Here is a 13,218-nt window from a genome sequence, read left to right as displayed (position 1 = left end):
GTCAGGTCGCCAGCGCCTCGGCCTCGTCCTCGGCTTCGATCTCGGCGTCTGCCTCGGTCGTCTGACCGGAGGCGCCGGCCGCCTCGGCGAGGCCGCGGGCCGCCTTCCGCAGAAGCTTCCGGAGGCGGCGGCGATCGGTCTTATCGAGGTGGTCGAGCAGCTCGGCCTCGACCTCCTCCTGGATCCGCTCGATGGCCTCGGCCTTGGCCATGCCGGCCTCCGTGAGCTGGACCCGGACCACGCGGCCGTCGCCCGATTCGGCCCGGCGCTCGACGATGCCGAGGGCGGCGAGCCGCGTGACGGTCTTGGAGGCGGTGGGCGGTCGGACGCGCAGCAGGGCGGCGAGATCGCCCATCGTCATCGTGCCGGCCGCGGCCAGCGCCTGCACCACCTGTTCCTGACCGGCGAACAGGCCGAGCTTGGCTAAGCGGTCGCCGGTCCGCGCCCGGTGCAGGCGCGCCGCCTGGACCAGGGCCCAGCCGACGCTGCGCACGCCGGGTGGCCTCAGCTTCTTCGACGGGAGGCCGAGCACGGCGGCCGCCTCGTCCCGATGATCGCGCTTCTGCTTGTCGCCCACCGGAGCGCCCGAATTAGTGCCGGCGGCCGCCGGACGATCCTGAATCTGCACCGTCCACCCCCATCAAGCGGCCGCCCAGGTCCCTGTGGCGACGACCGGTGACGGTGGGATGACGGGGCCGGCGCGGAGGTCCGCTCAGCAGTGCATGAGACGCTGGAGACGGTCCAGGATGTCCTCGCCGGTGCAGGGCCGGGCGATGAACTCGGCGTGCTTGGGCATGCGGGCCGGGTCGGGGGCCGCGCGCCCGGACACGATCAGGATCGGCAATTGCGGCCGCGCCTCGGCCACGGAACTCGCGAGGTCGAAGCCGTCGGTCTTTCCCGAGAGCTGCACGTCCGTGACCAGCCCGCAGATGTCCGGGCGCGCCTGCAGGATGCTGAGCGCCCGCTCGGCCGAGGCGCACTGGACGGTGTCGTAGCCGCCTTCCTCCAGCACGTCGCCGAGGTCCATGATGGTCAGCGCCTCGTCCTCGACGAGGAGGATTACCGGCCGGTCGCCGCTCGAACCCGTCTGCTCGCTCGCCACTGTGTACTCCCTTCGGCAGCGCCCGGCCGCGCGGGCCGCCGCACGCATCTCCAGCCGTAGGCCCAACGGCAGAAACGGTCCCGGGTTGCAGGCCGGCGCCAGGGCCGGTCACGGGAATGTGGAACGCGCGAGCGTCATGTCGATCCCGGCGCCAGCTTGGTCACCACCCCGGCGACGGCCTCGATCAGCCGGTCGAGATCCGCCGCGTCGATCGTGAGGGCGGGGGTGAGGTAGACGATGTCGCCGAACGGCCGCACCCAGACGCTGCGGGCGAGCAGCTCCGCCTTCAGGACGGCCAGGTCGGGCGCCCGCGCGAACTGCACCGCCCCGATGGCCCCGAGGACGCGGACATCCGCCACGCCGGGCACGCGCCGCAGCGGCGCCAGCCCCGCGGCGAGGCGCTCCGCGATGGCGCGGGCCTGGCTCAGGCGCGGCTCGGTCTCGAACAGGTCGAGGCTGGCGTTGGCCGCGGCGCAGGCGAGGGGATTGGCCATGAAGGTCGGGCCGTGCATCAGCGCCGCCGCCGGATCCTCGGACCAGAACGCCGCGAACACCTCCGTGCGGGCGACCGTGGCGGCCAGCGCCATCGTGCCGCCCGTGAGCGCCTTCGACAGGCACAGGATGTCGGGCACGATCCCCGCCTGCTCGCAGGCGAACAGGGTGCCGGTGCGCCCGAAGCCGGTGAAGATCTCGTCGGCGATCAGCGGCAGGCCGTGGTGGCGCGCCAGCCCGGCGATCGTCGCGAGCACCTCCGGCGGGTGGGTCCGCATCCCGCCGGCCCCCTGCACCAGCGGCTCGACGATCACCGCCGCCAGGGTGTCGCGATAAGCCGCCAGGGCGGCATCGAGCGCCGCGGTCTCGGCCGCGCCCCGCGGCAGGTCGCAGAAGATCTGGCTCGGCAGGTAGGCTCCGAACCGGCGGTGCATGCCCTCCTCGGGGTCGCAGACGGACATCGCCCCCATCGTGTCGCCGTGGTAGCCGCCGCGGAACGCGAGGACCTTCGTCCGACCGCTCACCCCGCGGTTGATCCACATCTGCGCCGCCATCTTGAGCGCGACCTCCACGGCGACCGAGCCCGAATCGCTGAGGAAGACGTGGTCGAGATCGCCCGGCAGCAGGGCGGCGAGCCGCCGGGCCAGTGCCTCCGCCGGCGCGTGGGTGAGGCCGCCGAACATCACGTGGGGCATGCGCGCGAGCTGCTCGGCCACCGCGCCCGCTATGTGCGGGTGATTGTAGCCGTGCACGGCGGTCCACCAGGAAGCGATGCCGTCCACGAGCTCGCGACCGTCGGCGAGGCGGATGCGGGTGCCGTGGGTCGCGACCGCCTCCAGGGGCGCCGCCGCGTGTCGCATCTGGGTGTAGGGCCGCCAGAGATGGCCTGCGGGCGTCGCGAGGGTCATGCCTCCGGCATGGGGGCGCCTCGGACGAGGGTCAAGGGTCCGGCACCCGCCGCTTGACTTTGCCGGCGCGGCACCGCCCATCCCCGTCCCCATGGACAGCCTCGACGCCTTCGCCACCGGGAAACTCGACGCCCTCGAGGCGGGCAGCCTGCGCCGCAAGCTTGTGCCGACGGAGCGCGGCTCCGGCGCCGCGGCGGCGCGGCGGGGGCGGGCGCTCGTCTCCTTCTCGTGCAACGATTACCTCGGCCTCTCGCACCACCCACGGGTGATCGCGGCGGCTCAGGCGGCCGCGGCGTCCCACGGCGCGGGGGCGGGCGGGTCGCGGCTCGTGACCGGCGACCACCCCTATCTCGGCGCGCTGGAGGACGGCTTGGCGCGCCACAAGGGCGCGGAGGCCGCCCTGGTCTTCGGCAGCGGCTACCTCGCCAATCTCGGCATCACCCCGGCGCTCGCCGGGCGGGGCGACCTCGTCCTGCTGGACGAGCTGTCCCACGCCTGCATGTGGGCCGGCGCGCGGCTCTCGGGCGCCCAGGTCATGACCTTCCGCCACAACGATCCCGGCGACCTCGCGGCGCGGCTCGCCGAGCACCGGCCCCACCACGGCCGCGCCCTCGTGCTCACCGAGCGGGTGTTCAGCATGGACGGCGACCGGGCGCCGCTCGGCGACATCCTGGGCATCGCCGAATCCTACGACGCCTGGACGCTGGTGGACGATGCCCACGGCATCGGCGTGGTCGAGGACGGACCGCGGGCGCCCCTGGAGATGGGCACCCTGTCGAAGGCGCTCGGCTCGTACGGCGGCTATCTCTGCGCCTCGCGCCCGGTCGTCGACCTGATGACGAGCCGCGCCCGCAGCTTCGTCTACACCACCGGCCTGCCCCCGGCCTCCGCCGCCGCCGCCCTGGAGGCGCTGGCGATCCTGGAGGCGGAGCCCGAGCGCCGGGCCCGGCCGCTCGCCCTGGCCCGGCGCTTCACCGCCCGTCTGGGCCTCCCGGAGGCCGAGAGCGCGGTCGTGCCGGTCCTGGTGGGCGAGGCGCAGGCGGCGCTCGACATCTCGGCCGCGCTGGAGGCCGCCGGCTTCCTAGTGGTGGCGATCCGCCCGCCGACCGTGCCGGCCGGGACCGCGCGGCTGCGGGTGGCCTGCTCGGCCGCCCACGACGAGGCCCAGGTCGACGCCCTGGCGGAGGCGGTGGCCGCCCTCACCGGGCGCGCCTGAGAGCCGCTTCCCGTCCGCGCGGCGCGCACCTATACCGAGGCCCTGACGGAGCCGGAGCGCTCCGGCCGGCCCGCCGCCGAGAAGCGGGACGGCCCCGGGATCGAGAGGACGACGCCATGGACGCCACCGCGCTGCGAGCCCTCCAGGCTCCGATCAAGGACAAGTACCGCACCGCGCCGGACGCGGCGGTCATCACCTTGAAGGCCAGGGGCACGCTGGACGACACCAAGATCGCCTGCAAGGTCGAGACGGGCCGCGCCATCGCGGAGGCTGGGCTGCATCCGGCCACCGGCGGCTCGGGCGCGGAGCTCTGCTCGGGCGACATGCTGCTGGAAGCGCTCGTCGCCTGCGCGGGCGTGACGCTCAAGGCGGTGGCAACCGCCCTCGAGATCCCGCTGCGCGCCGGCACGGTCAGCGCCGAGGGCGACCTCGATTTCCGCGGCACCCTCGGGGTCGACAAGGAGGCGCCGGTGGGCTTCCGCAGCATCCGCCTGTTCTTCGAACTCGACACCGACGCGCCGGAGGACAAGCTCGCGCAGCTCCTGAAGCTGACCGAGCGCTACTGCGTGGTCTTCCAGACCCTCAACCACAAGCCGGAACTGTCGGTCGCTGCGACGACGGCCTGACGGGGGTCACCATGGCGGGCGGCGTCACCCAGGCCGAGTACTGGAACGGCGAGGTCGGCACGCGCTGGGCGCGCAATCAGGCCGTCCTCGACGCGATGTTCGTGCCGCTGACGGAGGCGCTCTTCGCCCGCGCGCGGCTCGCCGCCGGAGAGACGGTGCTCGACATCGGCTGCGGCGCGGGGGCCACGACCCTGGAGGCGGCGCGCCGGGTCGGGCCCGGCGGCGGCGTGACCGGCGCCGACATCTCGGTGCCGCTCCTCGCCGTGGGGCGGGACCGCGCCGGGGCGGAGCCGCCCGGGGCCGCCCCGATCCGCTTCGTCGAGGCCGATGTCGAGACGGCCGATCTCGGCCGGTACGACCGGATCGTGTCGCGGTTCGGCGTGATGTTCTTCGCGGATTCCGCCCGCGCCTTCGCCAACGTGCGCCGGATGCTCGGGCCGGGGGGCCGGATGACCTTCCTGTGCTGGCGGGCCCTGTCCGAGAACCCGTGGGTGGGCGTGCCGCGCGACGCGGTGCTGCCGCTCCTCCCGGAAGTGCCGCCGCCGCCGCAGCCCGACACGCCGGGGCCGTTCCGCTTCGCCGGGGCCGACCCGCTCGTCGCGCTCCTGCGCGGTGCCGGGTTCGACGCCGTGACCTGCGACGCCCTCGACCGCGACATCGTCGTCGGGGAGGGCGAGACCGACGCGGCGGCGACCGCGGCGGCCACCCACGTCTCCCTGAACCTCGGCCCGAGCTCCCACCTCGTGCGCGAGGCCGCACCGGATCTCAGGGCGCGCGCCGAGGCGGCCGTGGCGGAGGCCCTCGCGCGGCACGCGGCGGGCGGCGCCGTGCGCCTGCGCGCCGCGTGCTGGCTCGTGCAGGCGGGCTAGCCGGCGTCCCGCGCCGCCGGGCGGGCGGCGCGTCCTCTCAGAGCCCGAGGGCGCCGCCGTCCGAGCGCGGGTCGTGGGTCGCCTCGATCCGACCGTTCCGGGGATGGCGGACCAGCATGCCCGCGTGCCCGAGCGAGTCGATGTAGGGGCCGCCGAGCTCCTCGATCTCGTGGCCGAGGCGGCCGAGGGCCGCGATGCAGGCCGGATCGAACCGGTCCTCCACCTTCACGCTGAGCGAGGGCGCCCCCCAGGTGCGCCCGTAGAGCAGGCGCGGCGCGTCGACGGCATCCGCCACCGACAGCCCGTAATCGGCGTAGCGGGTGAAGATCTGGGCCTGGAACTGCGGCTGCCCGTCGCCGCCCATGCTGCCGTAGCTCATCACCCGCCCGTCGTCGAAGGCGGCGAGCGCGGGGATCAGCGTGTGGAACGGGCGCCGCCCCGGCTCCAGGGGGTTCACGGCCTTCGGGTCGAGGGCGAACGACATGCCCCGGTTCTGCCAGCAGATGCCGGTGGCGGGCAGGACCGTCCCCGAGCCGTACTCCCAGTAGACCGACTGGATGTAGGAGACCGCGAGGCCGTCCTTGTCGATCGCGCCCATCCACACCGTGTCGCCGTGACCCGGGTCGGGCAGGGGCACCCGGGCGGCGCGGCCCATGTCGACGAGTGCGGCCTCGCGGGCGAGCCGCTCCGGCGTGAGGAAGGTGGCCGGGTCGTGCCGCAGGCGGGCGAAATCGGTGACCACCCGGTCGCGGATCGCGAAGGCGCGCTTCGTCGCCTCGATCAGGCCGTGGTAATGAGCCGTGGTCTCGGGCTCCGTGACGTTCAGCCGGTCGAAGATCCCGAGGATCAGCAGGGCGGCGAGCCCCTGGGTCGGCGGCGGGAAGTTGTAGAGGGTCGCGTCGCGGCGCCGGATCGACAGGGGCGCCCGCTCCACCGCCGCGAAGGCCTCGAGATCCGCCCGGGTGACCGGCGCGCCGAGGCGCTCCAGGTCGGCGGCGATCTCCCGGCCGATATCGCCGCGATAGAAGTCCCCGAGGCCCGCATGGGCGAGCTGCTCCAGAGTGGCGGCGAGCAGCGGCAGGGCGCGGGTCTCGCCGGCCGGGTAGGGCTTGCCGTCCTTCAGGAACGTCCCCGCGAAGTTCGGGGCGTCGTGGAGGGTATCGAGCTCCTGGGGCACGTAGCGCGCCTCGGAGGGCGAGACCGGGACGCCGCCGCGCGCCTGCGCGATCGCGTCGGCGAGCAGGGTCTCCAGGGGAAGGCGGCCGCCGAGCGCCCGCGCCAGCTCGAGGGCGAGGCGCCAGCCGCCCACCGCGCCCGCGACCGTCACCATCGCGTCGGGGCCGCGGGCGGGTATCGCGTCGTAGCCCTTCTCCCGGTAGCGCGGGATCGTGGCGAGGCGCCCGGCCGGACCGCAGGCCTCGATGCCGCGCACCCGGCCGCCGCGCTCGCGCACCAGCCAGAAGCCGTCGCCGCCGATGCCGTTCATGTGCGGGTAGACCACCGCGATGGAGGCGGCCATCGCCACCATCGCCTCGATGGCGTTGCCGCCCTGCGCCAGGACGGTCTGGCCGGCCTGGGCGGCGAGGCTGTGGGGCGCGGCGACGGCGGCGGACGTGAAGACGGGAGTCTCGGGCATCGACGGTCCTGTGCTGTACCGGCCGCAGGGTTAGGCGAGCCGGTGCCTCCTGCAAAGGCCGGCCGTGTACAAGCGGTGCGCCGTGCTATGCTGCGCGCGCGCTGTCGCCCAGAAGCGGCCCATGGTCCCGAAGCTCACCCCCTGGATCGCCCTCGGCCTGTCGGTCGTGCCTGCCACGGCTCAGCAACGTGTCCCGTCGGCCTTCGAGGGTGCGGGCGCCGATCCCCGCATCTCGGTCTCACAGCCGGAGACGACCAGCCAGGCCTCCGGCGGCTACGTCCGGTCGGTGGAGCCGTATCTCGGACCGCTCGGCGATCCGCTGGCCCTCCGCCCCGCCCTGAAGGCGCGGGGCATCGAGTACAGCCTCACCTACATCGTCGACGTCCTCGGCAATCCGGTCGGCGGCCTTCGCCAGGGCGCGATCGTCGAGGATCGCCTCAACCTCCGCCTCAATCTCGACCTCGACCGACTCGTCGGCTGGCAGGGCGCCACGGTTCACGCCAACGCCTACTTCATCCACGGCACGGGCCTGTCGCGCTACTATGTCGGCAATCTGCTGACGACGAGCGTCATCGAGGCGCTGCCCTCGAGTCGACTCTACGTGCTCTGGCTCGACCAGAGCCTGATGGACGGCCAGCTCGGGATCCGGATCGGCCAGCAGGCCGCCGATACCGAGTTCTTCGTCAGCCAGACCGCGACCCTGTTCGTGAACTCCACCTTCGGCTGGCCGGCCATCACCGGGCTCGACCTGCCGAGCGGGGGACCGGCCTACCCGCTCGCGGCGCCGGCGATCCGGGCCAAGTACGTGCCGGGCAACGGCTTCTCCCTGCAGGTCGGGCTCTACGACGGCGATCCGGCGGGCGCCAACCGCCCGGGAGACGACCCGGAAGCGCAGCGTCTCGACCGCACGGGCACCAATTTCCGCCTGCGCGATCCGGCCCTCGTCATCGCCGAGGCAACCTACGCGTACAACATCGCCCCCGGATCGAAGGGCCTGCCCGGCGACATTACCCTCGGCGGCTGGCAGCATTTCGGCCGGTTCGACAGCCTGCGCTTCGACATCACCGGCGTGCCGCTCGCCGACCCGAACGCCACCGGGATCGGCCGTCCGGTGCGCGGCAATGCCGGCCTCTACGCGATCTACGACCAGACCCTGTACCGCGAATCCGGCAAGGACGACGAGGGTCTCGGCTTCTTCGTGCGCGCCGCGTGGTCGCCGACCCGCTCCAGCCTGATCGACGCCTACGTAGATACCGGCCTCGCCTACAAGGGCCTGTTCGACGGGCGCGACGACGACACGATCGGCCTCAGCTTCGCCTACGCCCGCATCGGCGACGAGGCGCAGCGGGCCGACCGGGACACGATCCTCTACACGGGCCTGCCGATGCCGCGCCGCCGCGCCGAGGCGGTGATCGAGGCGACCTATCAGGCGGTGGTGGTGCCGGGCTTCACGGTGCAGCCCGACGCGCAGTACGTCATCCGGCCCGGCGCCGGCATCGCCGGTCCGGACGGCCGCCGGCTGCGCAACGCGGCGGTGCTCGGCCTGCGCGCGACCGTGCAGTACTGAGCGGGCCTGCGACCGCGGCACCCGGAACGGTCCCGGGCCTCCGCCTCTTTCAGCAGCATGTTGATCTTCGAGTGGGTCGTCGGCGTCCTGTTCGGCGCCGTCCTCCTGGCCGGCGTCGCGCGCCGGCTCGGCGCGCCGTATCCAGCCTTCCTGGCGCTGGGCGGCGTCGGCCTCGCCTTCGTCCCCGGCGTCCCGAACCTGCGCCTCGATCCCGAACTGGCGCTCGCCCTGTTCCTGGCCCCGGTCCTGCTCGACGCCGGCTTCGACGCCTCCGTGCGGGACCTGAAGGAGAACTGGCGCCCGGTCTTCGGGCTCGCGGTCGGAGCCGTCGCCGTGACGACCGCCGCGGTCGCGATCGCGGCGCGGCTCGTCGTGCCGGACATGCCGCTGTCCGCCTGCATCGTGCTCGGCGCCGTGGTCGCGCCGCCCGACGCCGTGGCGGCTCTGGCGGTGCTCAAGCACGCGCCGATGCCGCACCGGCTCGCCACGATCCTGCGCGGCGAGAGCCTCCTCAACGACGCGGCCTCGCTGCTGATCTACCGGCTCGGCGTGACGGCCGCGATGGCCGGCACGTTCCACCCGGCGGAGGTGGCGCCGGCGTTCCTCCTGGGCGTCGTCGCGAGCCTCGTGGTCGGCCCCTGCCTCGGCCTGCTGTTCGTGGCCTTGACGCGGCGCGTGACCGATCCGGCGAGCGCGATCGTGCTGCAGTTCGTCGCCGCCTTCGGAATCTGGCTCGCCGCCGAGCGGCTGGAGCTGTCGGGGGTCCTGACCATCGTGACCTTCGCGGTGACGGTCGCCCGCCGGGCACCCGGCATCACCGCGCCCCGCGCCCGGGTGATCTCCTACGCGGTCTGGGACACGGCGGTGTTCGTGCTCAACGTCCTGGCCTTCGTGCTCATCGGCATCCAGATCGACCCGATCCGGGAGCGGCTGAGCGGCGCGGACGCGTGGCAGGCCATGATCCTCGCGGGCGCGACCTTCGCCACCGTGGTGCTGACTCGCCTCGCCTGGGTGCTGCCGACCACCGGGATCCGCGGCTTCGGCCTCCGGCAGGCCGGAGCCGCGGCGCGGCTGGGCCCGGGGATCGCCCTGTCGTGGGCGGGCATGCGCGGGATCGTCACCGTGGCGGCCGCCCTGGCGCTGCCCGCCGAGTTCCCGCACCGGGACCTCGTGGTGGTCACGGCCTTCGTCACGGTGCTCGGCACGCTGATCGTCCAGGGCCTGACCCTGCGGCCGCTGCTCGCCCACCTGCGGCTTGAGGACGACGACCCGGTGGGCCGCGAGACGGGCTGGGCTCGGGCGGCCGCCTACGAGGCCGCTCTCGAGAGCCTCGCCGACGCCGAGAACGAGCCGGCGACCGACGCCCTGCGCGCCGAGTTCCGCGCGGCGCTCGCGGAGGCGGAGGCGCACGACGAGGGCTTGGCGCCGGAGAGCCTGCCGGCGGATGCCGCGCGGCGGCGCGCCGTCGAGGCCGCTCGCGACGCGGTGCTCGCGCTGCGCCGCCAGGGTCGGATCGGCGACGACGCCTACTACCTGCTGGAGGAGGAATTCGACTGGGCCGAACTCAGCGCGACCCCGCGCGCGGAGACGTGAGGGCGCGCCCCGTCAGACGCCCTTGCGCGCCGCGATCCGAGCCTCGATCGCGTCCCAGACGGCGACCGACAGGTCAGGCCCCCCGAGCCGCTGGATCGCCCGGATGCCGGTGGGGGAGGTGACGTTGATCTCGGTGAGGTGCCCGTCGATCACGTCGATGCCCACCAGGATCAGGCCTCGCCGCGCGAGCTCCGGGCCGATCGTGGCGCAGATCTCGCGCTCGCGGTCGGTGAGCTCGGAGGCGGAGGCGGCGCCGCCGCGGACCATGTTGGAGCGGATGTCGTTCGCGGCCGGGACGCGGTTGACCGCCCCCATCGCGACGCCGTCGACCAGGATGATGCGCTTGTCGCCCTCCGTGACCCGGTCGAGGTAGCGCTGCACGACCCAGGCTTCCCGGAAGGTCGTGGCGAACAGGTCGAACATCGAGCCGAAATTCGGATCCTTCTCGGTGACCTTGAACACGGCCGCGCCGCCGTGCCCGTGCAGCGGCTTCATCGCCACGGTCCCGTGCTCCAGCCGGAAGGCCTCGATCTCCGCCTTGTCGCGGCTGATCAGGGTCGGCGGCATCAACTCGGGGAAGTCGAGGACGAACAGCTTCTCGGGCGCGTTGCGCACCTCGAAAGGGTCGTTGACCACGAGCGTCTCCGGATGGATCCGCTCGAGCATGTGGGTGGCCGTGATGTAGGCCATGTCGAAGGGCGGGTCCTGGCGCATCAGCACCACGTCCGCCTCGGCGAGGTCGAGCCGCTCTGGCGGCGCCAGGGTGAAATGCGCGCCCTCGACGTCCTGCACTTTCAGCCGCTCGACGCGGGCGGTCACGCGCCGGCCCTGCATCGAGAGCCGGTCCGGCGTGTAGTAGACGAGCGCGTGCCCCCGCCGCTGGGCCTCCAGCAGCAGGGCGAAGGTGGTGTCACCCGCGATCCGGATATTCTGGATCGGGTCCATCTGAACCGCGACGGTCAGGCTCATACGAAACGCCTCTCGCCAACGGCGGGCAACTCGACCGGGTCCCGTCTCAATCGTCGGACAGAGACTTGCTGCCCGTGCGCTTGTCGTAGTCGCCGATCGCGGACCGGCACTCGGGGGACAGGCGCTTGCGGTTGCGCATCATGCAGCGATCCGCGTCCTGGCTGTTCGGATCGACGCCCGCGCAGAGGCGGAAATAGTCGTTGGCACAGCCGAGCTGCAGGCCCTGGTCCTCCCGTTGGGCATAGGCGGGGCCGGCGGTCAGCGCGAACAGCGCCAGCGCCGCAGTAGCCAGCCCGCGGCGGCGGGAGGCGCGCAGGGATCGTTCCGGAACCAGTCGCATTCAGCGGTGTCCTCAATCTCGATCGGGCGGAGAACCGACGCGGCAGTCCCGCCATCGCCCGAGTCCGGCATATCGGTCGGGCCGGGCGGTAGGCAAGCGCCGAGGGTCCCGACGGGTTCCGCGCGGGAACGTCGCGGCCACGCTTCGCCGCGGTGTGGCGCGCGGGTCGCACAGCGTCGCCGCCCGGCGGGACCGGCCGGACATAAGAAGGCCCCGTCCGGGATCGGACAGGGCCTCAAGTCGAAGGGAGGAAACGCCCGCCATGGGCGGAGACAGCCACGCAATTCACGCGCCAACTTCCGGAGGCGCCGCAATTCGCGGTCCTGCCGCGGCAAGACTCCGTTAACCACGTCGTGCTGGATTGTTTCGGTAGCCCTTGCCGACGCCCTCCGAAGGGCCCGGGCCAGATGCTCGGACCGCCGACAGGAGCCGGAGACCATGACCCTTTTCAAGCCGCAGGAGACCGGCGAAACCCGTCCGTCGACGCTCGCCGCCGAGTCCGCGCGCAGAGCTGCCCCGGCGGCGTCCGCCACCCTGATCCCGTTCCCCGGCGCGGAGGCGCGGCGGACCTGCCGGATCCCGCGCTCCGACGAGCGGCGCGGCGAGATCCTCCTGTTCCTCGGCGTGCGCTACGAGCGCCTGGCGTCCTGAGGACAGACCCGCGCATGTCGTCCCGGCCGCGCGACACCACCGACGGTTCTCCCATGCCTGCCCCGGATCGCCGGCCGCTCGGCCACGCGCGCACCGCGCTGCGCCTCGCCCCCGCCGGCGCCGCGCTGGCCCTGCTCGCGGCCTGCACCCAGAGCGGCGATTTCGGCCGGCCGCGCACGGGCGTCTGGAACGGGTTCATCGACACGACGGGCAGCTTCAGCACCCGGGATCGCGGGCGCCTCCTGCTCGAATCCGGCCTGACCGACGACGAGCAGGCCCTGCGCGACCGCGCGTGGCGGTTCGTCGAGCCTGCCAGCAGCTTCGCGGCCTTCCAGGACACGGTGTTCGGCCTCGCCAGCGCCCACACGCTCCCGCCGACGTGGCGCTACGAGGAGGTCGGCGCCTATTACGAGGCCCTGACGGCGGAGCCGTCCCGCTCCCCGGTCTCCCGCTATCGGAAGCTCAGCGACGACGCGACCGCCGATGCCCGGCTGATCCCGATCTTCGTGGCGCTCGCCGCCCGCGTCATCGACGCGGATGCCGCGCGGCTGCGCAGCCTGCCCTTCGCCAAGACCCTCGACGACGCGGCCGTCCGGGATGCCGTCCAGCGGGTCGCCGAGAACCGCTGCCTGATCGCCTGGGTGCGCTTCGAGGCCGGCCTGCGGCTCGCCCGGTACCGGTTCGCCCTGGAGCACCTGTTCGCCGCGGCACCGGCGTCGGAATCGGTCTCGGCCGAGCGATCCATCATGATGCTGGCCGCGCGCCGCAACCTGCTCGACCCGCTCCTCCCGCCGGACGCGGCCGCCCGGTGCGGCCTCGGGCCGGTTCCGCTGCCGCCCCCGCCGCCGGTCGCGCAGGCGGAGCCGCTGGTGGTCAAATACTGAGCGGCCGAGGCCGCCCCAGGACGAAGCTCGCGCTTCGCGGATGCCCCGAAGCCGGACCTCGCCGGCCCGAGCCTTTCAGCCCGGTGTCGCAGTGGACGGTCACGGCGGTCGGTTCGCGGGGGGAGACGCCCGGACGACAGCGGCGCGGCCGCCGGGCCGCATGAATTCGGCCTTCGCGAGGATGCGCGGCCGGAACCGGCATGGACACGGTCGAGGGCGACGAGCGGCGCGTTGCCCAGCAGATCGAGGGCGGACGGCGCGAGCCCGGCGGCCGGGGAGGGCACGGTCGCGGCGGATCCGGTCATCGCGACGGCGCGGCTGGCTCCGCCGCCCGGGAGAGCGCGGGGCCGCGGAGGCTCAACATC

13 protein-coding genes are annotated in these 13,218 nt (G+C 73.7%); 7 read left to right on the top strand and 6 right to left on the bottom strand.

The window, feature by feature from the left end:
- Position 1 precedes the first annotated feature (1 nt).
- The 3 genes from ACTJK8_RS13705 to ACTJK8_RS13695 form a co-directional block, all read right to left on the bottom strand.
- Positions 2-628 (bottom strand): MarR family winged helix-turn-helix transcriptional regulator, encoded by a 627-nt coding sequence (locus ACTJK8_RS13705; RefSeq protein WP_012317866.1) that lies wholly within the window; start codon positions 626-628, stop codon positions 2-4.
- Between the two features lie 84 nt (positions 629-712).
- Positions 713-1,102, bottom strand: coding sequence for a response regulator (locus ACTJK8_RS13700; protein WP_012317867.1), 390 nt, complete (start codon positions 1,100-1,102; stop codon positions 713-715).
- Positions 1,103-1,236: 134 nt separating this feature from the next.
- Positions 1,237-2,502 (bottom strand): adenosylmethionine--8-amino-7-oxononanoate transaminase, encoded by a 1,266-nt coding sequence (locus ACTJK8_RS13695; RefSeq protein ID WP_440762070.1) that lies wholly within the window; start codon positions 2,500-2,502, stop codon positions 1,237-1,239.
- A gap of 91 nt (positions 2,503-2,593) precedes the next feature.
- On the opposite strand from ACTJK8_RS13695, the gene ACTJK8_RS13690 reads away from it, so the two are divergent.
- The 3 genes from ACTJK8_RS13690 (at position 2,594) to ACTJK8_RS13680 (ending at position 5,213) form a co-directional block, all read left to right on the top strand.
- Positions 2,594-3,718 carry an aminotransferase class I/II-fold pyridoxal phosphate-dependent enzyme gene (locus ACTJK8_RS13690; protein ID WP_440762069.1) on the top strand — a complete coding sequence of 375 codons (1,125 nt, stop codon included), beginning with the start codon at positions 2,594-2,596 and terminating at the stop codon, positions 3,716-3,718.
- A gap of 116 nt (positions 3,719-3,834) precedes the next feature.
- Entirely contained in the window at positions 3,835-4,344 is a 510-nt protein-coding gene (locus tag ACTJK8_RS13685; RefSeq protein WP_012317870.1) for an OsmC family protein, read from the top strand.
- A gap of 11 nt (positions 4,345-4,355) precedes the next feature.
- Entirely contained in the window at positions 4,356-5,213 is an 858-nt protein-coding gene (locus tag ACTJK8_RS13680; RefSeq protein WP_440762068.1) for a class I SAM-dependent methyltransferase, read from the top strand.
- A gap of 37 nt (positions 5,214-5,250) precedes the next feature.
- On the opposite strand, the gene ACTJK8_RS13675 is transcribed toward ACTJK8_RS13680, so the two are convergent.
- Positions 5,251-6,849: a gamma-glutamyltransferase family protein gene (locus tag ACTJK8_RS13675; RefSeq protein ID WP_127991445.1), complete on the bottom strand. Its 1,599-nt coding sequence runs from the start codon at positions 6,847-6,849 to the stop codon at positions 5,251-5,253.
- 121 nt (positions 6,850-6,970) lie between these two features.
- Here ACTJK8_RS13675 and ACTJK8_RS13670 point away from each other — a divergent pair, with 121 nt between their 5' ends.
- Together ACTJK8_RS13670 and ACTJK8_RS13665 are read left to right on the top strand one after the other, a co-directional pair.
- Positions 6,971-8,416, top strand: a complete 1,446-nt coding sequence (locus ACTJK8_RS13670) for a carbohydrate porin (protein WP_012317873.1) — start codon at positions 6,971-6,973, stop codon at positions 8,414-8,416.
- 57 nt (positions 8,417-8,473) lie between these two features.
- Positions 8,474-10,009, top strand: coding sequence for a cation:proton antiporter (locus ACTJK8_RS13665; protein WP_440762067.1), 1,536 nt, complete (start codon positions 8,474-8,476; stop codon positions 10,007-10,009).
- A gap of 12 nt (positions 10,010-10,021) precedes the next feature.
- Here the strand turns inward: ACTJK8_RS13665 and gshB are convergent, their stop codons facing one another.
- Together gshB and ACTJK8_RS13655 are read right to left on the bottom strand one after the other, a co-directional pair.
- On the bottom strand, positions 10,022-10,978 hold the full coding sequence (gene gshB / locus ACTJK8_RS13660) for a glutathione synthase (RefSeq protein ID WP_012317875.1): 957 nt from the start codon (positions 10,976-10,978) through the stop codon (positions 10,022-10,024).
- Positions 10,979-11,024: 46 nt separating this feature from the next.
- Positions 11,025-11,318, bottom strand: a complete 294-nt coding sequence (locus tag ACTJK8_RS13655; RefSeq protein WP_024830920.1) for a hypothetical protein — start codon at positions 11,316-11,318, stop codon at positions 11,025-11,027.
- Positions 11,319-11,756: 438 nt separating this feature from the next.
- Here ACTJK8_RS13655 and ACTJK8_RS13650 point away from each other — a divergent pair, with 438 nt between their 5' ends.
- A complete protein-coding gene (locus ACTJK8_RS13650) occupies positions 11,757-11,969 on the top strand; it encodes a hypothetical protein (protein WP_012317877.1) in 213 nt (70 codons plus the stop codon).
- Between the two features lie 53 nt (positions 11,970-12,022).
- The gene (locus ACTJK8_RS13645; RefSeq protein WP_053620720.1) at positions 12,023-12,853 is read left to right on the top strand and encodes a hypothetical protein; all 831 of its coding nucleotides are present in this window, start codon (positions 12,023-12,025) and stop codon (positions 12,851-12,853) included.
- Positions 12,854-13,218: the final 365 nt, after the last annotated feature.

The organism is Methylobacterium sp. 22177 (genome assembly GCF_052045615.1).
Lineage (GTDB): Bacteria > Pseudomonadota > Alphaproteobacteria > Rhizobiales > Beijerinckiaceae > Methylobacterium > Methylobacterium radiotolerans.
This window is presented reverse-complemented; position numbering and strand designations above follow the sequence as displayed.

What these genes read in the sequence shown, in the direction of transcription:
- ACTJK8_RS13690 (WP_440762069.1), top strand. Translation starts at nt 2,594, where the DNA reads ATGGACAGCCTCGACGCCTTCGCCACCGGGAAACTCGACGCCCTCGAG.
- ACTJK8_RS13650 (WP_012317877.1), top strand. Translation starts at nt 11,757, where the DNA reads ATGACCCTTTTCAAGCCGCAGGAGACCGGCGAAACCCGTCCGTCGACG.
- ACTJK8_RS13665 (WP_440762067.1), top strand. Translation starts at nt 8,474, where the DNA reads ATGTTGATCTTCGAGTGGGTCGTCGGCGTCCTGTTCGGCGCCGTCCTC.
- gshB (WP_012317875.1), bottom strand. Translation starts at nt 10,978, where the DNA reads ATGAGCCTGACCGTCGCGGTTCAGATGGACCCGATCCAGAATATCCGG.
- ACTJK8_RS13695 (WP_440762070.1), bottom strand. Translation starts at nt 2,502, where the DNA reads ATGACCCTCGCGACGCCCGCAGGCCATCTCTGGCGGCCCTACACCCAG.
- ACTJK8_RS13675 (WP_127991445.1), bottom strand. Translation starts at nt 6,849, where the DNA reads ATGCCCGAGACTCCCGTCTTCACGTCCGCCGCCGTCGCCGCGCCCCAC.
- ACTJK8_RS13680 (WP_440762068.1), top strand. Translation starts at nt 4,356, where the DNA reads ATGGCGGGCGGCGTCACCCAGGCCGAGTACTGGAACGGCGAGGTCGGC.
- ACTJK8_RS13670 (WP_012317873.1), top strand. Translation starts at nt 6,971, where the DNA reads ATGGTCCCGAAGCTCACCCCCTGGATCGCCCTCGGCCTGTCGGTCGTG.
- ACTJK8_RS13645 (WP_053620720.1), top strand. Translation starts at nt 12,023, where the DNA reads ATGCCTGCCCCGGATCGCCGGCCGCTCGGCCACGCGCGCACCGCGCTG.
- ACTJK8_RS13685 (WP_012317870.1), top strand. Translation starts at nt 3,835, where the DNA reads ATGGACGCCACCGCGCTGCGAGCCCTCCAGGCTCCGATCAAGGACAAG.
- ACTJK8_RS13655 (WP_024830920.1), bottom strand. Translation starts at nt 11,318, where the DNA reads ATGCGACTGGTTCCGGAACGATCCCTGCGCGCCTCCCGCCGCCGCGGG.